General features: G+C 45.3%; 16 protein-coding genes. 3 read left to right on the forward strand and 13 right to left on the reverse strand.

Translation table 11 applies throughout. From position 1 onward, the window contains the following. Positions 1-26: 26 nt before the first annotated feature. Both J9B83_RS05120 and J9B83_RS05125 read right to left on the reverse strand, forming a co-directional pair. The gene (locus J9B83_RS05120) at positions 27-971 is read right to left on the reverse strand and encodes an IS1595 family transposase (protein ID WP_211535666.1); all 945 of its coding nucleotides are present in this window, start codon (positions 969-971) and stop codon (positions 27-29) included. Positions 972-1,080: 109 nt separating this feature from the next. Beyond that, a complete protein-coding gene (locus J9B83_RS05125) occupies positions 1,081-1,308 on the reverse strand; it encodes a hypothetical protein (protein WP_211535667.1) in 228 nt (75 codons plus the stop codon). A 177-nt stretch (positions 1,309-1,485) separates the two neighbouring features. Between J9B83_RS05125 and J9B83_RS05130 the strand changes: the two genes are divergently transcribed. After that, positions 1,486-2,106: an FKBP-type peptidyl-prolyl cis-trans isomerase gene (locus J9B83_RS05130; RefSeq protein WP_211535668.1), complete on the forward strand. Its 621-nt coding sequence runs from the start codon at positions 1,486-1,488 to the stop codon at positions 2,104-2,106. Between the two features lie 132 nt (positions 2,107-2,238). Here J9B83_RS05130 and J9B83_RS05135 read toward each other — a convergent pair whose 3' ends face one another. The 9 genes from J9B83_RS05135 to J9B83_RS05175 form a co-directional block, all read right to left on the reverse strand. After that, positions 2,239-2,655, reverse strand: coding sequence for a GNAT family N-acetyltransferase (locus tag J9B83_RS05135; RefSeq protein ID WP_211535669.1), 417 nt, complete (start codon positions 2,653-2,655; stop codon positions 2,239-2,241). 20 nt (positions 2,656-2,675) lie between these two features. Next, positions 2,676-3,893, reverse strand: a complete 1,218-nt coding sequence (locus J9B83_RS05140; protein WP_211535670.1) for a cupin domain-containing protein — start codon at positions 3,891-3,893, stop codon at positions 2,676-2,678. A gap of 113 nt (positions 3,894-4,006) precedes the next feature. Continuing rightward, complete coding sequence (gene purB / locus J9B83_RS05145) at positions 4,007-5,380, reverse strand: adenylosuccinate lyase (RefSeq protein WP_211535671.1); 1,374 nt, start codon at positions 5,378-5,380, stop codon at positions 4,007-4,009. 157 nt (positions 5,381-5,537) lie between these two features. After that, positions 5,538-7,757, reverse strand: a complete 2,220-nt coding sequence (locus tag J9B83_RS05150) for an NADP-dependent isocitrate dehydrogenase (protein WP_211535672.1) — start codon at positions 7,755-7,757, stop codon at positions 5,538-5,540. A gap of 252 nt (positions 7,758-8,009) precedes the next feature. Beyond that, positions 8,010-8,639 carry a high frequency lysogenization protein HflD gene (gene hflD, locus J9B83_RS05155; protein ID WP_211535673.1) on the reverse strand — a complete coding sequence of 210 codons (630 nt, stop codon included), beginning with the start codon at positions 8,637-8,639 and terminating at the stop codon, positions 8,010-8,012. A gap of 29 nt (positions 8,640-8,668) precedes the next feature. After that, positions 8,669-9,799, reverse strand: coding sequence for a tRNA 2-thiouridine(34) synthase MnmA (mnmA, locus tag J9B83_RS05160; protein WP_211535674.1), 1,131 nt, complete (start codon positions 9,797-9,799; stop codon positions 8,669-8,671). 69 nt (positions 9,800-9,868) lie between these two features. Beyond that, positions 9,869-10,237 (reverse strand): NUDIX domain-containing protein, encoded by a 369-nt coding sequence (locus J9B83_RS05165; RefSeq protein ID WP_328797696.1) that lies wholly within the window; start codon positions 10,235-10,237, stop codon positions 9,869-9,871. Then, the gene (locus tag J9B83_RS05170) at positions 10,203-10,931 is read right to left on the reverse strand and encodes a pseudouridine synthase (RefSeq protein WP_211535676.1); all 729 of its coding nucleotides are present in this window, start codon (positions 10,929-10,931) and stop codon (positions 10,203-10,205) included. Before J9B83_RS05170 ends, J9B83_RS05165 begins: the two co-directional genes overlap by 35 nt. Positions 10,932-11,110: 179 nt before the next feature. Next, on the reverse strand, positions 11,111-11,320 hold the full coding sequence (locus J9B83_RS05175; RefSeq protein WP_211535677.1) for a cold shock domain-containing protein: 210 nt from the start codon (positions 11,318-11,320) through the stop codon (positions 11,111-11,113). A 268-nt stretch (positions 11,321-11,588) separates the two neighbouring features. On the opposite strand from J9B83_RS05175, the gene clpS reads away from it, so the two are divergent. After that, positions 11,589-11,939: an ATP-dependent Clp protease adapter ClpS gene (gene clpS, locus J9B83_RS05180; RefSeq protein WP_211535678.1), complete on the forward strand. Its 351-nt coding sequence runs from the start codon at positions 11,589-11,591 to the stop codon at positions 11,937-11,939. Positions 11,940-11,959: 20 nt separating this feature from the next. Continuing rightward, the gene (clpA, locus tag J9B83_RS05185) at positions 11,960-14,215 is read left to right on the forward strand and encodes an ATP-dependent Clp protease ATP-binding subunit ClpA (protein WP_211535679.1); all 2,256 of its coding nucleotides are present in this window, start codon (positions 11,960-11,962) and stop codon (positions 14,213-14,215) included. A 101-nt stretch (positions 14,216-14,316) separates the two neighbouring features. Here the strand turns inward: clpA and infA are convergent, their stop codons facing one another. Together infA and aat are read right to left on the reverse strand one after the other, a co-directional pair. Beyond that, entirely contained in the window at positions 14,317-14,535 is a 219-nt protein-coding gene (gene infA, locus J9B83_RS05190) for a translation initiation factor IF-1 (RefSeq protein ID WP_012070936.1), read from the reverse strand. A gap of 228 nt (positions 14,536-14,763) precedes the next feature. Then, the gene (aat, locus tag J9B83_RS05195; protein ID WP_211535680.1) at positions 14,764-15,507 is read right to left on the reverse strand and encodes a leucyl/phenylalanyl-tRNA--protein transferase; all 744 of its coding nucleotides are present in this window, start codon (positions 15,505-15,507) and stop codon (positions 14,764-14,766) included. Positions 15,508-15,847: the final 340 nt, after the last annotated feature.

The following is a 15,847-nucleotide window of genomic DNA, read 5'->3' on the forward strand; positions in this document are numbered from 1 at the left end:
GAGCGACCAGACACTATATATAGTGTTTATCTAGCTCTAATGCCTTTATAGGTTAGGGGTTTTGTTGTCACAGATTGCTCAAGTAATCGATAAAATAATAGCCCTCTAGACCGCGATTTTCTTCTGTTAAATCTAAAGGTATATTCATCTAAATAGTAGTCGAGCTGTTTAGATTGAACAGCACCTTGATAGGTCCCTAACAACCAACGCTTTAGTAAAGAGGCTACTCTGTGAACCCCTGGCATGGTTTCGTGAGCAGGTATATTTGAACCAAGATGTACGGTCTTTTTTCTTGAGTATCCCATGCTATCAATGGAACCATAAGCCGCAGATCCGTCTGTATGAATTTGACTACCTGGTTCAATAACATCGACTATGAATTGCTCTATGTTGCTTTTCGTCGCTCTATCTACCTGTCGTAATCTGATACGACCAAACCCTTTTGGCTCAATTAACTCTATTGCGATCAACACAACAAACTTCTTCTTATCTTGTTGATTTATATTAACTAAGCCACCTATGAAGGTTTCATCTACCTCAATAATTCCTGATAACTTATCTCTTTCAGGATTGATCATTGCATAGCGTAATCGATGCAATATCGACCAAGCTGTTTGATAGCTTCCAAGTCCAAGTAAGCGCTGTATACCAAGCGCACTTACTCCATTTTTTTGATTTGTAAGATACCAAATCGCAGCAAACCAGTCTTTAAGAGGTGTTCTCGTTTTATCAAAAATAGTGCCTGCCGTGACAGACGTTTGCTTTCGACACTGAGTACATTTAAGTTTATTTTTAGCAAGGCTATAAGGTGCCTTGTGGGCCAAACAATTTGGGCATATGAAGCCATTAGGCCAGCGAAGCGTGTACAGATAATCACGACAAGCTTGCTCATCGTGGAACCAGTCAACAAATTGACTCCAATTTTTAGGGTAATCAATACCCGCCTTGAGTGAAGAAGATTTTTTGTTCATCACTACATATTGACATTGGTTGCTCTAAATGGATAGCCCTTTCATATATACAGTAAGTGTATCGAACGCAAAGCGCGCTGACCAGCGTCTTATGAATCGAAACAAACGATTAGATTGTTTCTTCGTCGTTATATTGGTTCGAACTGAACAATGGAGCATCGATAACAGTTGAACTGTCCGATAGAGTGTTTTCATCTGGGTGATCGATATTGTTGGCAAATAAAAAGCAGCTCATCGAAGAGACAAAGATAAAACTGACGAACAAAACACCCCAGTAGTCGATTTTCTTGTGATCGGCTTTGTTTGGGTTAGCAGGTATAAAAGTTTTGGTTTTCATTGTGATGCCCTCGTAATGATGCCTATTTATCAAATGATAATGAATATCATTTGATAAATCTATGAGAGCGATTGATTTTTATTCAATTATTTTTACGGAGGACAAAAAGCACATCTAAGGGCGCCTATGTTACACTTAACGCTCAATTTTTTCGTTAATGAATAAGAGAGTGTAAACATGTCAGAACTGTCGTTCGATTCGAATGAATCAAAAATCGCTTACGGTATTGGTCGTCAAATTGGTGATCAACTTCGCGGTAGCGATCTAGGTGAATTGTCTTTAACGCACCTTTTTGCTGCGATCGAAGACGCCCTAAACGGCGTAGAAATGCGTGTTCCCGGTGAAGAGTTGGAAGCGGCTTTTGCTGAGCTTCAAGCGAAAATGGAAGAAAAAGCGCGTGCCGGTTCTGAAGAAACCGTTAAAGCAGGCGAAGCTTTCCTTGCTGAAAACAAAGCAAAAGATGGTATTCAAGTAACGGAAAGTGGCTTGCAATTTGAAGTACTTGAAGAGGGTACTGGCGCGACACCAAAACGTGAAGACACAGTACGTGTTCATTACGAAGGTCGTTTGATCGACGGTCAAGTATTCGACAGCTCTATCGCTCGTGGCGAGCCAATTGAATTCCCTCTAACTGGCGTAATTGCAGGCTGGACTGAAGGTCTACAGTTGATGAAAGAAGGCGCGAAATACCGTCTAACTATCCCAGCAGAATTGGCTTACGGTGCACAAGGTGCAGGCGCTATGATTCAGCCTTTCTCTGTATTGCAGTTTGATGTTGAGCTTATTGCCGTTGTGTAATAAAAGCCGCTGAGCAATAAACACGGCGTTATATTGAACAGCCTGTTTAAGCAGCACAATAAAAAGCGAGTCGACCCTGTTTGGATGGCTCGCTTTTTATGTTTGCGCCTTTATTGAAGACCAAGCGTCGACTTAAATATCTCGTTCCATCCTCAGGTGCATTTTACCGGCTTCTAAAAAAACCTTGCCGTCGGTGGTAAAGTTCTGTTTATCGTAAAAAGGCTGTACGTCAACCTGTGCATGCAAAAATACCCGGCGAATGCCCATCTCCCGCGCCACCTTTATCGCTCGATTAAGCAACATTTCGCCGTAGCCTTGATGACGATACGAAGACAGCACCGCTAAGCGACTGATCTGCCCTTGTTCATCTAATCGGCAGGTGCCTGTGGGCACTGCTGTGGTGCCAAAAGACACAAAGTGTACGGCTTCTTGGTCGATGTCATCCCATTCATCTTCTGGATCAATACCTTGTTCTAGGATAAACACCTGCTTTCGCACAAAGCGGATTTGCTCTTTGCTACTGTTCCAGTCCGACGTGAGTATTTTCATATCCTAGCCCTTGTGTTTGTTTATTCTTCTGGTGCGATCAGCTCGATCAGCCCTTGTTGACGAATGAAAAAGCGTAATAAGGGTTCAAGTTCGGCGTCTTGTGAAAGGTCTAATGCAGAGAAATCAAATTCTACTTGATGGCAAACCGCTTCGACAAAACCGGTTAATGCAGCATTGACGAGCAGGTGCTCACCGTTACAAAACACCCTTATTTCGCCTTGTTCAGCGTTAGGGTGTTCAAGGTTTTGTTCTTGTGTGTAATAGCAAATTCGCGCGTCGCCGGGTCGTACAAAGGTGTGACCTTGGATTGCATTGGCGAAGCATTCGTTTACGTCGTCTTGGTTAAGTGGCGTTAAGAATTCAGGGTATTTGCTTTCGCTCATGGTTTCACCGAGCCATTGCGCCAACTGATCGGGCTGATTGATCAGGCGAGCCAATTGAGTCTGAAGATAGCCGATATCGTCTTTACTGATGTGCGCGCTGTGTTGACGAGCGGGTGTTTCTGGTGCGGCAAAGCGGTCTTTGGCGTTGTCAATTTCGCATAGTTTGTCACGAATGCCGGTGAGCACATCTTGCATGCTTGGAGCGCGAAAGCCGATGGAGTAGGTCATGCAATCGTCGTCTAAAGCGCGGCCATTGTGGGCAAAATTCGGCGGTAAATAAAGAATGTCACCGGTTTCTAATTCCCAATCCATGTCAGTATTCACGGGAAAGTTATCTAAAATATGCAGCGAGATGTTTTCAATGGCAGAATCTTGGTATTCGTTTGGTGCCAATACTTGCCAACGACGACGACCGCTGACTTGCACTAAAAATACATCATATTGATCGTAATGGGGGCCAACGCTCCCGCCTTCGGTGGCGTAACTGACCATCACATCGTCTAAGCGCCAGCTCGGTAAAAATTCAAATTGCTCTTTTAAGGCTTGTACTTCTGGCACCCAATGATCGACGGCTTGGATCAGTAGTGTCCATTCTTTTTCAGGCAAGTTAGCAAAAGTTTTCTCAGTAAAGGGCCCTTGTTTGGTTTCCCATGGCGTTTTGCCATGCTCGATTACAATGCGGGACTCAATTTCTTCTTCCATCGCCATGCCAGCCAATTCGTCGGCTTCCAACGGCAAAGTAAAATCCACCAAGCCGCCTCGAATCAATAGGGGCTTTTTCTGCCAATATTCATCAAGAAAGGTTTGCGCTGTCATGCCACCAAGAATAGTAAGCGGCGTCGTTAGGTCTGTCATGGGATGCTCATTAAAAGAAGAAATAAAAGGGTTAGTGCATTAGGGTAAAGCCGACAAAAAAGAGCCGATAAATCGGCTCTTTTTCTGCGGTAACCGTTTCGTAAAGGGTTAAATTAATTACGAATGGCTTTGGCTTGAGCAACGGCATTACCGATGTAAGTGCCAGGTGTCAGCTTTTTTAATTCTGCTTTGGCTTGCTCTGGCATGTCGAGCGTATCAACGAAAGCTTCGATGGTCGCTTGGTCAATAGTACGACCACGAGTTAGCTCTTTTAGCTTTTCGTAAGGCGATTCAATTCCGTAGCGGCGCATCACGGTTTGGATAGGTTCAGCCAAGACTTCCCATGCGTTATCAAGATCAGCATCTAGGCGAGGCGCGTTGATTTCTAGTTTGCTGATGCCTTTTAATGTCGCTTGGTAAGCAATTAAGCTGTGCGCTAAGCCAACACCAAGATTACGCAATACCGTAGAATCGGTTAAGTCACGCTGCCAGCGAGAAATAGGCAGTTTAGCACTCAAATGCCCCATAATGGCGTTAGCAATGCCCAAGTTACCTTCTGAGTTTTCAAAGTCGATTGGGTTTACTTTGTGCGGCATAGTAGAAGAGCCGATTTCGCCAGCAATGGTTTTTTGCTTGAAGAAGCCCATGGAGATGTAGCCCCACACATCGCGGTCGAAATCGATCAAGATGGTGTTGAAGCGGCAAATGGCATCATACAATTCTGCGATGTAATCGTGTGGCTCGATTTGCGTGGTGTAAGGGTTCCAAGTCAAACCCAAAGAAGTAACAAAGGCTTCCGCGTGAGCTTGCCAATCCACATCTGGGTACGCTGAAAGGTGAGCGTTGTAGTTGCCCACTGCACCGTTGATTTTACCCAAAAATTCCACTTGTTCAATTTGCTTAAGCTGACGGCTAAGGCGCGCCGCCACGTTGGCCATTTCTTTACCAACTGTTGAAGGGGACGCTGTTTGACCATGGGTACGAGACAACATAGGTTGTTCAGCGTGTTCAATCGCAAGGTCTTGAATGGCCGTAATCACTTTGTTTAACTCTGGGGAAATGCCTTCCGCTAAAGCTTCACGTAACATAAGCGCGTGGGACAAGTTGTTGATGTCTTCTGAAGTACAGGCAAAATGCACAAATTCAGAGATCGCAGCCAATTCAGCGTTATCTGCCATGCTGTTTTTGATGAAGTATTCAACGGCTTTGACATCGTGGTTGGTGGTTTTCTCAATGTCTTTAATGGCTTGTGCATCGGCTTCGCTGAAGTTATCGGCTAGCTGATCCAGTAGGGCACTGGCATCACTGCTTAGCGCAGGTACTTCGGTGATTTGTGGGTGGTTGGCAAGAGCCTGCAGCCAGCGAACTTCGACTATGACTCGCATACGTAGCAAACCGTATTCGCTCACTGAGCGACGCAGTACATTGGTTTTCGATCCGTAACGACCGTCGATAGGGGAAATTGCATTTAAGCTAGTTAATTCCATTGAGATAACGCCTCGAACATGGTTTTCAGGGAGCGGCTATTATAGGCAAAAGAGGCAAGGTAATACAGGGAAGAGGGAAAGGTATTGAGATAAAAAAAGCCCAGATTCTGTCTGAAAGACGGAGTCTGGGCTTGGTGTTACCGGCGTTACTTAGGTATTACAGTGACGCTAGTGCTGTATTGAAGGTGTTACTTGGACGCATGATCTTAGCTACTTCTGCAAGATCGATGTGGTAGTAGCCACTTAGACCGGCAGGTTTGCCTTGAACCGCGGCTAATTCAGCAACAATCGCCGCTTCTTTCTCAGCCAACTCTTTTGCTAATGGCGCAAACTTCGCTGCAAGTTCAGCGTTGTCAGTTTGTGCTGCTAGCTCTTGAGCCCAGTACATAGCTAGGTAGAAATGGCTACCACGGTTGTCCAATTCACCGGCTTTACGAGAAGGTGATTTGTTAGTGTCCAATAGTTTGCCTGTTGCTTTATCTAGGCAAGCGGCCAAGATTTTCGCTTTTTCGTTGTTGTGCTTGATGCCCAACTCTTCAAAAGACACAGCTACCGCCAAGAACTCACCAAGAGAATCCCAACGTAGGTGGTTCTCTTCCATAAGCTGCTGAACGTGCTTAGGTGCTGAACCGCCTGCACCTGTTTCATACATGCCGCCGCCTTCAAGCATAGGCACGATAGACAACATTTTGGCAGAGGTACCCAATTCTAGGATTGGGAACAAATCTGTTAGGTAATCACGTAGGATGTTACCGGTTACCGAAATAGTATCTTTACCACGAATAATGCGTTCCATAGAGAAGCGAATAGCATCGTTGTAATTCATGATGCGAATGTCTAGGCCATTTGTGTCATGCTCTTGTAGGTAAAGTTCGACTTTCTTGCGAAGCTCATTATCGTGTGCACGTTCTTCTTCTAGCCAGAAAACCGCTGGAGTGTCTGATTGACGAGCACGAGTTACGCCCAGTTTCACCCAGTCGCGAATTGGTGCGTCTTTAGTTTGGCAAGCACGCCAGATGTCGCCTTTCTCAACATCGTGTTGCATTAGTACGTTGCCTGCAGCGTCAACAACGCGCATCACACCGTCTTCTTTCAACTCGAATGTTTTGTCATGAGATCCGTATTCTTCTGCTTTTTGTGCCATTAAACCAACGTTTGGCACCGTGCCCATGGTAACGGGATCAAAAGCACCATTGGTTTTACAAAAATTGATGGTTTCTTGGTAAATGCGTGCGTAAGTGCTGTCTGGAATAACCGCTTTCGCATCGTGTGCTTTGCCATCACGGCCCCACATTTTACCAGAGTTACGGATCATTGCTGGCATGGACGCATCAACGATGACATCGCTTGGTACGTGTAGGTTAGTAATGCCTTTATCAGAATCAACCATCGCCAATTCTGGGCGAGTAGCGTAACAGGCTTCGATGGCTTGTTTGATTTCTTCTTGCTGCGCTTCAGGCAAGCTTTGAATTTTATCGTAAACGCTGCCTAAACCGTTGTTTGGGTTTACGCCGATTTCTTTGAACAAATCACCGTATTTTTCGAACACATCTTTAAAGAAAACGGTAACGGCGTGGCCAAAGACGATAGGGTGAGACACCTTCATCATAGTGGCTTTTAAGTGAACAGACCACATGATGTTGTCTGCTTTGGCTTCTTCTAGGGATTTTTCAAAGAAAGCGCGCAACTTAGTGCAGCTGATTTTCATGCTGTCGATGATTTCGCCTTCAAGAACAGGCAAAGATTTTTTCACATCAACAGAGCCGTCTTTGGCAACGAATTCAATGTTAATGGTTTGAGCAGAAGGCATGGTGACAGACTGCTCAGAAGAGTAGAAATCGCCATCACGCATATAATCGGCATGAGAAATAGACGTTTTGCTCCATTTACCCATAGAGTGTGGGTTTTTACGAGCGAAGCCTTTTACTGCCGCTGGCGCACGACGGTCTGAGTTACCTTGACGCAAAACTGGGTTTACTGCAGAGCCAAGCACTTTTGAGTAGCGAGCCTGAATGTCTTTGTCTTCGTCTGATTGTGGGTTTTCTGGGTAGTTAGGGAGATCATAGCCTTGTGCGTTCAGTTCTTTAATCGCCGCGTAAAGTTGTGGCAAAGAAGCACTGATGTTTGGCAATTTCACGATATTCGCTTCAGGGTTAGCGGTTAAATCACCCAAGAATTTTAGGCCGTCTTCTGCTTGTTTGTCAGCAGGTAGGCGATCGGAAAAAGCAGCAAGGATACGGCTTGCTAAAGAAATATCGGTCAACTCAAGAGAGATGTCGGCTTCTTTTGCGAAAGCGCTAAAGATAGGAAGCAAGGATGCGGTTGCTAATGCTGGTGCTTCATCGGTCAATGTATAGTAGATGGTTTGTTTTGACATGTATTTCCCCTAACATTTCAGGCTGTTGGCCCATTGAATCGAAGATGACTTTTAGTCGCCTTTCGCTGCTGTACATGACCTGTTCACGTCGCCATGATCAGGCCAAAAATTTGCTCGATATACTACCTAAAAAAGCAAGATAGAGATATCGGCTCTCAGATATACTCAAAATTGATTTGAATTATTCGCTAGTATTTTCTTTGTTCTGATATTAACTCTTTGTTGTGAAAGTAATTATTTACAAACACTGGTTTAGCGACGAGCATCGAGCGCAGCCAATAAGGCTTTGCGCTTAAAAATCAAATGCCAACGCTTGCCGCCCAATTGACGCCACAGCATAGCAGCGCGAATGCCAGCCATAAAAATCGCGCGAACTTGATTGGCGATTTGCGGTTGCTGTAAATGACGACTATCGCCACGAACCTGAATACGAAAAGATAACTTGCTCAAGGTGTCTTGATACATTCCAGACACAGACGCCACCATATTTTCGTGTAAAACACTGTCGTAGTGGGCTTTTTTCTGTTCAATTTGAGCGATTCTCTGCCCTATGGTGGACAGCATATCAGGCTCTTTTGACAGTTTGTTTTCTAGGTGAATCAAACTTAGAGCATAACGCAAGGTGTCTGGATTGACGCGGCTGCGCTCTTTGCCCAACGCATCACGAGCAATATTGCGACCTAGGGCTAGGTTGCTTTGACAATCCCATTGGCCGCCGTAAATGTCTTCGGTAGAAGAAGCATTAACCATCAGTAGACTGTTCAGCATGGGTTCTAAACTGGCATTGTCTACTTGTCCCGTTTTGGCCAACACGGCGACCAATTCAGCCGCCTGAAACACGGCGGATAGGGCGATGGTTTGCTCTTTTTCTCGGCTACTCATGTCTCGTTCTCTTTGGGTAAGGTGGTTGATTATTTATTAAACGCCACATTAATGATGCCGCCACCAAGACAGATGTCGTCGAGGTAGAAAACCACCGATTGACCTGGTGTCACAGCGCGCTGTGGCTCGACAAAAGACACTTCGATGCGTCCGTCTGCTAGTTCTTCTATGGTACATTCTTGGTCTGGCTGGCGATAACGACACTTTGCTTTGCAGGTCAGTGGTAGGGAAGGTTTCTCGCGAGCGACCCAGTCAAAACCATCGGCAATCAGGTGAGTTTTGAACAAGGATTCATGCTGGCCGCCTTGGGTGACGATCAAGACATTGCGATCGAGATCTTTTTCCACCACATACCAAGGGTCGTCGGAATAATTGGCCAAACCGCCGATGCCTAAGCCTTGGCGCTGACCTATGGTGTGGTACATCAAACCGTGGTGACGGGCGATTTTATCCCCTTCGAGGGTTTCGATGTCGCCAGGTTGAGCTGGCAAGTACTGCTCTAAAAAGTCTTTAAAGCGACGTTCGCCGATAAAGCAAATGCCGGTGCTGTCTTTTTTGTTGTGAGTGATCAGCTCGTATTCTTCGGCTAGGCGTCTTACTTCTGGCTTTTCTAATTCGCCTACTGGAAATAGGGTTTTGGCGATTTCGTCTTTGCCGACGGCGTATAAAAAGTAGCTTTGATCTTTGTTGCCGTCTAGGCCTTTGAGTAACAAGGGCTCGCCCTGTTCGTTTTTACCACGACGCACATAGTGACCTGTCGCAATAAAATCGGCATTTAATGCCATGGCGTACTCTAAAAAGGCTTTGAACTTGATTTCTTTGTTGCACAAAATATCTGGGTTAGGGGTGCGTCCCGCTTTGTATTCTTCCAGAAAATGCTCGAATACATTGTCCCAGTATTCAGCGGCAAAGTTCGCCGTGTGCAACTTAATGCCAAGCTTGTCAGACACCGCTTGTGCATCGGCTAGGTCTTCTTTAGCGGTGCAGTATTCCGTGCCGTCGTCTTCGTCCCAGTTTTTCATGAAAAGACCTTCCACCTGGTAGCCCTGTTTCATCAAAATAAGCGCTGAGACAGAGGAGTCGACACCACCAGACATGCCCACAATGACTTTTTTATCGTGATTGGCTGGTTGATTCGTTAGGTATTGGTTTTCATTCATGACCGATTATTTCTCATTAAGCGAAGAGGACGAACCTCGGTAAATTGGATGGCGCATTGTACTGTATTTTTACGATGTCGGCATGGGAGATAAATAACGGTCCGACAAAAAATCTAAGGCAATAATGGGGTTGTTTTGCGAATCTTCAATGCAGGTTTTAATTAATGGGCTGCGATGGGGTAGGGCCATTATTTCAGCGTAGGTAAGCCAATGGCTAGATACTATATCGTCATCCAGTGGCTCGTTGGTTTCATTAAGCGGCTCGCATACAAAACACAAACGATGGTAAGTGTCTGCACCTTCAAATGGCGTAAAGGCATAAAGTCCTAGTAAACCGACGGGTTTGACGAGCCAACCAGATTCTTCTCTGGTTTCGCGTATTACGGCTTCTATAGCACTTTCGTTATTTTCGATGTGTCCGGCGGGCTGGTTGAGCACGAGTTTGCCGTCCTGCCACTCCTTGACCATGAGATACCGTGTTTCTTGGGGTGTCGCTCCGTCTTTTTTGATCAGTGCGGCGACGGTCAGATGAGGCAGTCTTCCTCTTTCTTTGTTGCTCAAAGTGATTAACCTCGTTGATGAGTTGGTCGGTGGGGGCAATGTGCTGCCATTCGCCCACGGCAGTGTCGTCGATGGTGTAGGGGCCAATGGCGTAACGAATCAGTCTTAACGTAGGAAAGCCGACGGCGGCCGTCATACGGCGCACCTGACGATTTTTGCCTTCGCGAATTTGCAACGATAGCCAGCTGGTGGGAATGCTTTCACGAAAACGTACGGGCGGCACTCTGTCCCAAACGGGAGGAGAGGCCATGCGTTCTGCTATGGCGGGTTTGGTTAAGCCATCTTTTAGCTCGACGCCCTGACGAAGTTGTGTCAGAGCCTCATCAGACAGTTCGCCTTCCACTTGCACCCAGTAGGTTTTAGGCAGCTTAAAATCGGGCGATGCGATGATGTGCTGAAAAGCGCCTTGGTTGGTGAGCAACAGCAAGCCTTCTGAATCGTAATCGAGACGACCTGCAGGGTAAAAATTCGGCGCCTCTATGTATGATGCCAGCGTCTCTTTGTCACCTTCGGCCGAAAATTGGCTGAGTACGCGAAAGGGTTTGTTAAATAAAATTAATGGAGAAGACATGCACTCTACAAAGGGTCGAATAAAAATGGGTAAAAATAAGCTGTTTGGGAAATAAGTCGACAAGCAACGTCTTACTTCTCACAGAGGAAATAAGATAGCAAATTCGCTCGAAGTTGGCGATGCGCCTTTTTATCAGTGCAGCGCATTGTTCTTTTGGTTGGCGTTATTAGTCAGTGCAACTAAGAATCAGTAGGATTAATCCCTATAGCATGCAAGCCTCTGTCGCCTGGTTCCACATCAAATGTCACGACTTGACCCGCTTTTAAGGTTTTATAGCCTTCTATATTAATGGCCGAATAATGGATGAACAAATCTTCACTGAACTCTTCAGACACGATAAAACCATAACCTTTAGCATTATTAAACCATTTCACAGAACCTTGATGCATGAGTGACTCCTTATTCATTCGGCACAGTAAACGTCGTTTTCATGGTGCAGCTTACAAAATAGGTGCAAACTGTTTTGAGCAAATCGGTGTTAGAATTTCATCTAAGCACATTGATTACACATTTGAACGCCTCTATAAAAGAGCGTAGAAGCCCTTTTCGTATTTGTAAAATTCAAATGGTAATCTTTAAGCTAGAAAACCACGTACATAAGTAGTAACAGCTCAGTTTGAGCTTGTTATGGACAAAAAGTAGCCTCAGAGGCATGGGATGATTACAGATCAACTAATTAAATTCGTATCTGAAGACGATGACCAATTCGGCCATTCAAACATTGCGATTGCACCACAAGAGATAGAGTTAACACCGCCATCTATGTATCAAGTAGTGATTTTTAATGACGACTATACGCCAATGGATTTTGTCGTATTTGTGTTACAACGGTTTTTTTCTATGGATGCAGAGAAGGCTAATCAGGTAATGTTAGAAGTACATATGAAAGGGAAAGGCGTTTGTGGCGTTTATTCTTTTGATATTGCTGAAACAAAAGTAGCCATGGTACAAGAGTTCGTGAAGCAAAATGAGCACCCCTTAATGTGTGACCTACAAAAGGTCGACTGATTCAGAGCGAGGGAATAGCAATGTTAGATAAAGAACTAGAGCAAACCCTAAACACAGCGTTTAAAGCGGCGCGTGACAAGCGCCATGAATTCATGACAGTAGAGCATTTATTACTGGCTCTCATCGATAACCACGCCGCTTCTAGTGTGTTAAAAGCGTGCGGCGTGAATCTAGACACTTTGGGCAAAGAGCTTGAAGAATTCATCGACAGCACTACGCCATTAATTCCAGACGATGACGACGAACGAGAAGTTCAGCCGACGCTGGGTTTTCAGCGGGTTCTGCAACGTGCCGTGTTTCATGTGCAATCTTCTGGTAAGCGTGAAGTGACGGGCGCCAATGTGCTGGTGGCTATTTTTAGTGAACAAGAAAGTCAAACCGTTTACCTGCTTAAACGCCACGGCGTTGCTCGTATCGACGTGGTGAATTTCGTCGCCCATGGTATTTCTAAATCAGGTGATGGGGCTTCACAGGACATGGAAGGCGAAGAGGAAACGGATGAAACTACAACCGCTCCTTTGCAAAAATTCGCCACCAACCTTAATGAAGAAGCCAAAGCCGGTAAGATCGATAAACTTATTGGTCGTGAATACGAAGTAGAGCGAGTCATTCAAACCTTGTCTCGTCGTCGTAAAAACAATCCATTGTTAGTGGGTGAGTCTGGCGTCGGTAAAACCGCTATTGCGGAAGGTTTGGCCAAACGCATCGTAGACGGACAAGTGCCAGATGTGATCGCCGATGGCGTGGTGTATTCCTTAGATTTGGGTGCCTTGCTTGCTGGAACAAAATACCGTGGCGATTTTGAAAAACGCCTCAAACAATTGTTGGGTGAGTTGAAAAAACTACCGAATGCGATTTTGTTTATCGATGAGATTCACACCATTATAGGTGCAGGTGCATCATCGGGCGGTGTGATGGACGCATCTAATCTGCTTAAACCAGTATTAAGCTCTGGCGGTTTGCGCTGCATCGGTTCAACGACGTTTCAAGAGTTTCGTGGTGTGTTTGAGAAAGACCATGCTTTGGCGCGTCGTTTCCAAAAAGTTGATGTGAATGAGCCGAGCGTCGACGACACCTACCAAATCCTCAAAGGCATCATTGGCGCCTTTGAAGATCACCATCAGGTAAAATACGAAGAGCCAGCCTTGCTTGCGGCAGCGGAATTGGCGCAACGCTATGTACCAGATCGTCATATGCCAGACAAAGCCATTGACGTTGTCGATGAAGCAGGGGCCTTTCAGCGTCTTCAGCCAGCAGATTCCCGTAAAGGGGTCATCACCGTAGCGGACATTGAAGACATCGTCTCTAAGATTGCTCGTGTGCCAGTACGAGCGGTGAACTCCGACGACAAACAAGTGTTGTCTAATCTTGAGCGCAACTTAAAAATGGTGGTGTTCGGTCAAGATAACGCCATTGATGCCTTGTCTGCGGCGATTAAATTGTCACGAGCAGGTTTAAAAGCCGAACAGAAGCCGATTGGTTCTTTCTTAATGGCTGGGCCTACTGGGGTGGGCAAAACCGAAGTCACCAAGCAATTGGCAAAGCAGCTTGGTTTGGAGCTTATTCGTTTCGATATGTCGGAATACATGGAGCGTCATGCGGTTTCTCGTCTTATCGGTGCGCCACCAGGTTACGTGGGGTTTGACCAAGGCGGCTTATTAACAGAAGCGGTCACTAAGAATCCTCACAGTGTGGTCTTGTTGGACGAAATAGAAAAAGCGCATCCAGAAGTCTTTAATTTGCTTTTGCAGGTAATGGATCACGGTACCTTGACAGACAACAATGGGCGCAAAGCGGATTTCCGTAATGTGATCTTGGTGATGACATCGAATGCTGGCGCAGAAGAACTGGCCCGCCGCTCGATTGGTTTCTCTAGTCAGGATAACTCAACGGATGGTATGGAAGTGATCAATCGTACTTTCACCCCAGAGTTCAGAAACCGCTTAGATGCGGTGATTCAATTCCAGCAACTTGACGAACGCATTATCTTTAATGTGGTTGATAAGTTCTTGGTTGAACTTCAAGCGCAGTTGGACCCTAAAGGTGTGTTGTTAGAAGTGTCTGACACGGCTCGTGGTTGGTTGGCGAACAAGGGATACGATCGTCAAATGGGCGCACGACCTATGGCTCGTGTGATCCAAGAGCATCTGAAGAAGCCTTTAGCGGATCTTATCTTGTTTGGTGATTTAAGCGAAGGTGGTCATGTGAAAGTGGCGCTAGATGAGAAGAGCGATGAGTTACTGTTTGATGTCATCAAAGAAGCGGTTGTTCATTGATTAGTCTGCTAACGGGCTGATTGTTTAAGACATAAAAAAACCGGATTGAATCCGGTTTTTTTATGTCTTCTGCTTACACTATTGCTAGGCAATAAAGCAAATTAGCGAGCGCGGTAAACGATACGGCCTTTTGAAAGATCGTAAGGTGTTAATTCAACTTTTACCTTGTCGCCAGTCAAAATACGAATGTAGTTTTTACGCATTTTTCCAGAGATATGTGCAATTACAACGTGTCCGTTTTCTAGCTCGACACGGAACATGGTATTAGGCAACGTATCAATGATAGTGCCCTCCATTTCTAAGCCTTCTTCTTTTGCCACAATATGTGTCCTATGGTGTTAACTTTCTATAGTTTAGTAGACGCCGACCATGTCATATTCGAAGGTCTACAGACGAAGAAGAAAAGTGTTCCTCTTGGTCGAATGAGCGCTAAATGTCTACATCATTACGGTGTATTTAGCGACGTCTGAATTTTGATCGAGCGTATTTTGCCTAAAAAAGCGCCGTAAGGCAAATACACTTGCGCATTTACACGGGCTATTTTTCTATTAGATAGGCTGCTTTTGCTGTTTTTCACCTATCTCGATGAGCATGTAGTTTTTAGTTGGTTCGGGGATTAAGCGATCTAAAGCATCACAGAATTGCGCTCGTGACAGATTCTTTGCACCAAGAGACAGCAGGTGATCAGATTCCACCTGACAGTCGATAAGCTGTATTTGGCACGTTTGAGCAAGATCGCAAAACACTTTCAATGCCACTTTGGAGGCGTTGGGCTGCAAAGAAAACATCGACTCGCCAAAAAAGAGATTGCCCATGGCGACGCCGTAAAACCCTCCCACCAAGGCAGTATTTTGCCATATTTCAATGGAATGAGCGTATCCGAGACGATGAAGCTGAGTGTAGGCCTGTTTGATGTCGTTTGAAATCCAAGTGCCTTCCTTATCGGCTCGTAGCGCCGCGCAGTGGTCAATAACTGTCTCAAAGTCTTGGTTTACGGAAAAAGACCAGTTTCCATTTCTTAACGCTTTTTTGAGCGATTTTGAGGCATGAAAATCAGAGGGCACCAGAGTGCAGCGTTCACCAGGGTGCCACCACAAAATAGGGTCTGGGTCGCTAAACCAAGGGAAAAAACCTTTACTGTAAAGATGTAAAAGTCGGTCGGTAGAAAGGTCCCCCCCTACGGCAGACAAGCCTTCAGGGTCTTCCAGTGCTTTGTGAGGATCAGGTGTGTCATAGGGCGACTCTGTCAGTAACACCAGTTCGTGTTGCTCATCGTGTGAAGTATTGGACATATTAGGAAAGAGAATCCTGAATGGTGAAGCATGTAAGTGACAAGATAATAGGCAAATTATAAGCGGTTTAAAAAAGAAAACGATCGCAGAAAAGAAAAAATCAAAAAAAAGTAAAGAAACCCAACCCTCAACCGATATTAAAACTAAGGAAGAAAAAATATTCACCTTGCGACTTGCTGACACAATGTTATGCTTAATTCATTGGAATGTGCATAGAAATAATAAGCACGGTGTCCATCTTGTTCTCTATTGGGTGTTTTTCGATCAAGGAAGAGGGCAAAATGGAAAAAAAAAGAAAAAAAGTGCAGGGAGTACTTGACCGGTTATGGAAAACTTGGTT

The sequence above is a fragment of the Marinomonas vulgaris genome (assembly GCF_018145875.1).
GTDB lineage: Bacteria > Pseudomonadota > Gammaproteobacteria > Pseudomonadales > Marinomonadaceae > Marinomonas > Marinomonas vulgaris.

Bases quoted from the DNA above. Each gene is read 5' to 3' on its own strand.
- J9B83_RS05120 (WP_211535666.1), bottom strand. From the start codon at position 971: ATGAACAAAAAATCTTCTTCACTCAAGGCGGGTATTGATTACCCTAAA.
- J9B83_RS05125 (WP_211535667.1), bottom strand. From the start codon at position 1,308: ATGAAAACCAAAACTTTTATACCTGCTAACCCAAACAAAGCCGATCAC.
- J9B83_RS05130 (WP_211535668.1), top strand. From the start codon at position 1,486: ATGTCAGAACTGTCGTTCGATTCGAATGAATCAAAAATCGCTTACGGT.
- J9B83_RS05135 (WP_211535669.1), bottom strand. From the start codon at position 2,655: ATGAAAATACTCACGTCGGACTGGAACAGTAGCAAAGAGCAAATCCGC.
- J9B83_RS05140 (WP_211535670.1), bottom strand. From the start codon at position 3,893: ATGACAGACCTAACGACGCCGCTTACTATTCTTGGTGGCATGACAGCG.
- purB (WP_211535671.1), bottom strand. From the start codon at position 5,380: ATGGAATTAACTAGCTTAAATGCAATTTCCCCTATCGACGGTCGTTAC.
- J9B83_RS05150 (WP_211535672.1), bottom strand. From the start codon at position 7,757: ATGTCAAAACAAACCATCTACTATACATTGACCGATGAAGCACCAGCA.
- hflD (WP_211535673.1), bottom strand. From the start codon at position 8,639: ATGAGTAGCCGAGAAAAAGAGCAAACCATCGCCCTATCCGCCGTGTTT.
- mnmA (WP_211535674.1), bottom strand. From the start codon at position 9,799: ATGAATGAAAACCAATACCTAACGAATCAACCAGCCAATCACGATAAA.
- J9B83_RS05170 (WP_211535676.1), bottom strand. From the start codon at position 10,931: ATGTCTTCTCCATTAATTTTATTTAACAAACCCTTTCGCGTACTCAGC.
- J9B83_RS05175 (WP_211535677.1), bottom strand. From the start codon at position 11,320: ATGCATCAAGGTTCTGTGAAATGGTTTAATAATGCTAAAGGTTATGGT.
- clpS (WP_211535678.1), top strand. From the start codon at position 11,589: ATGATTACAGATCAACTAATTAAATTCGTATCTGAAGACGATGACCAA.
- clpA (WP_211535679.1), top strand. From the start codon at position 11,960: ATGTTAGATAAAGAACTAGAGCAAACCCTAAACACAGCGTTTAAAGCG.
- aat (WP_211535680.1), bottom strand. From the start codon at position 15,507: ATGTCCAATACTTCACACGATGAGCAACACGAACTGGTGTTACTGACA.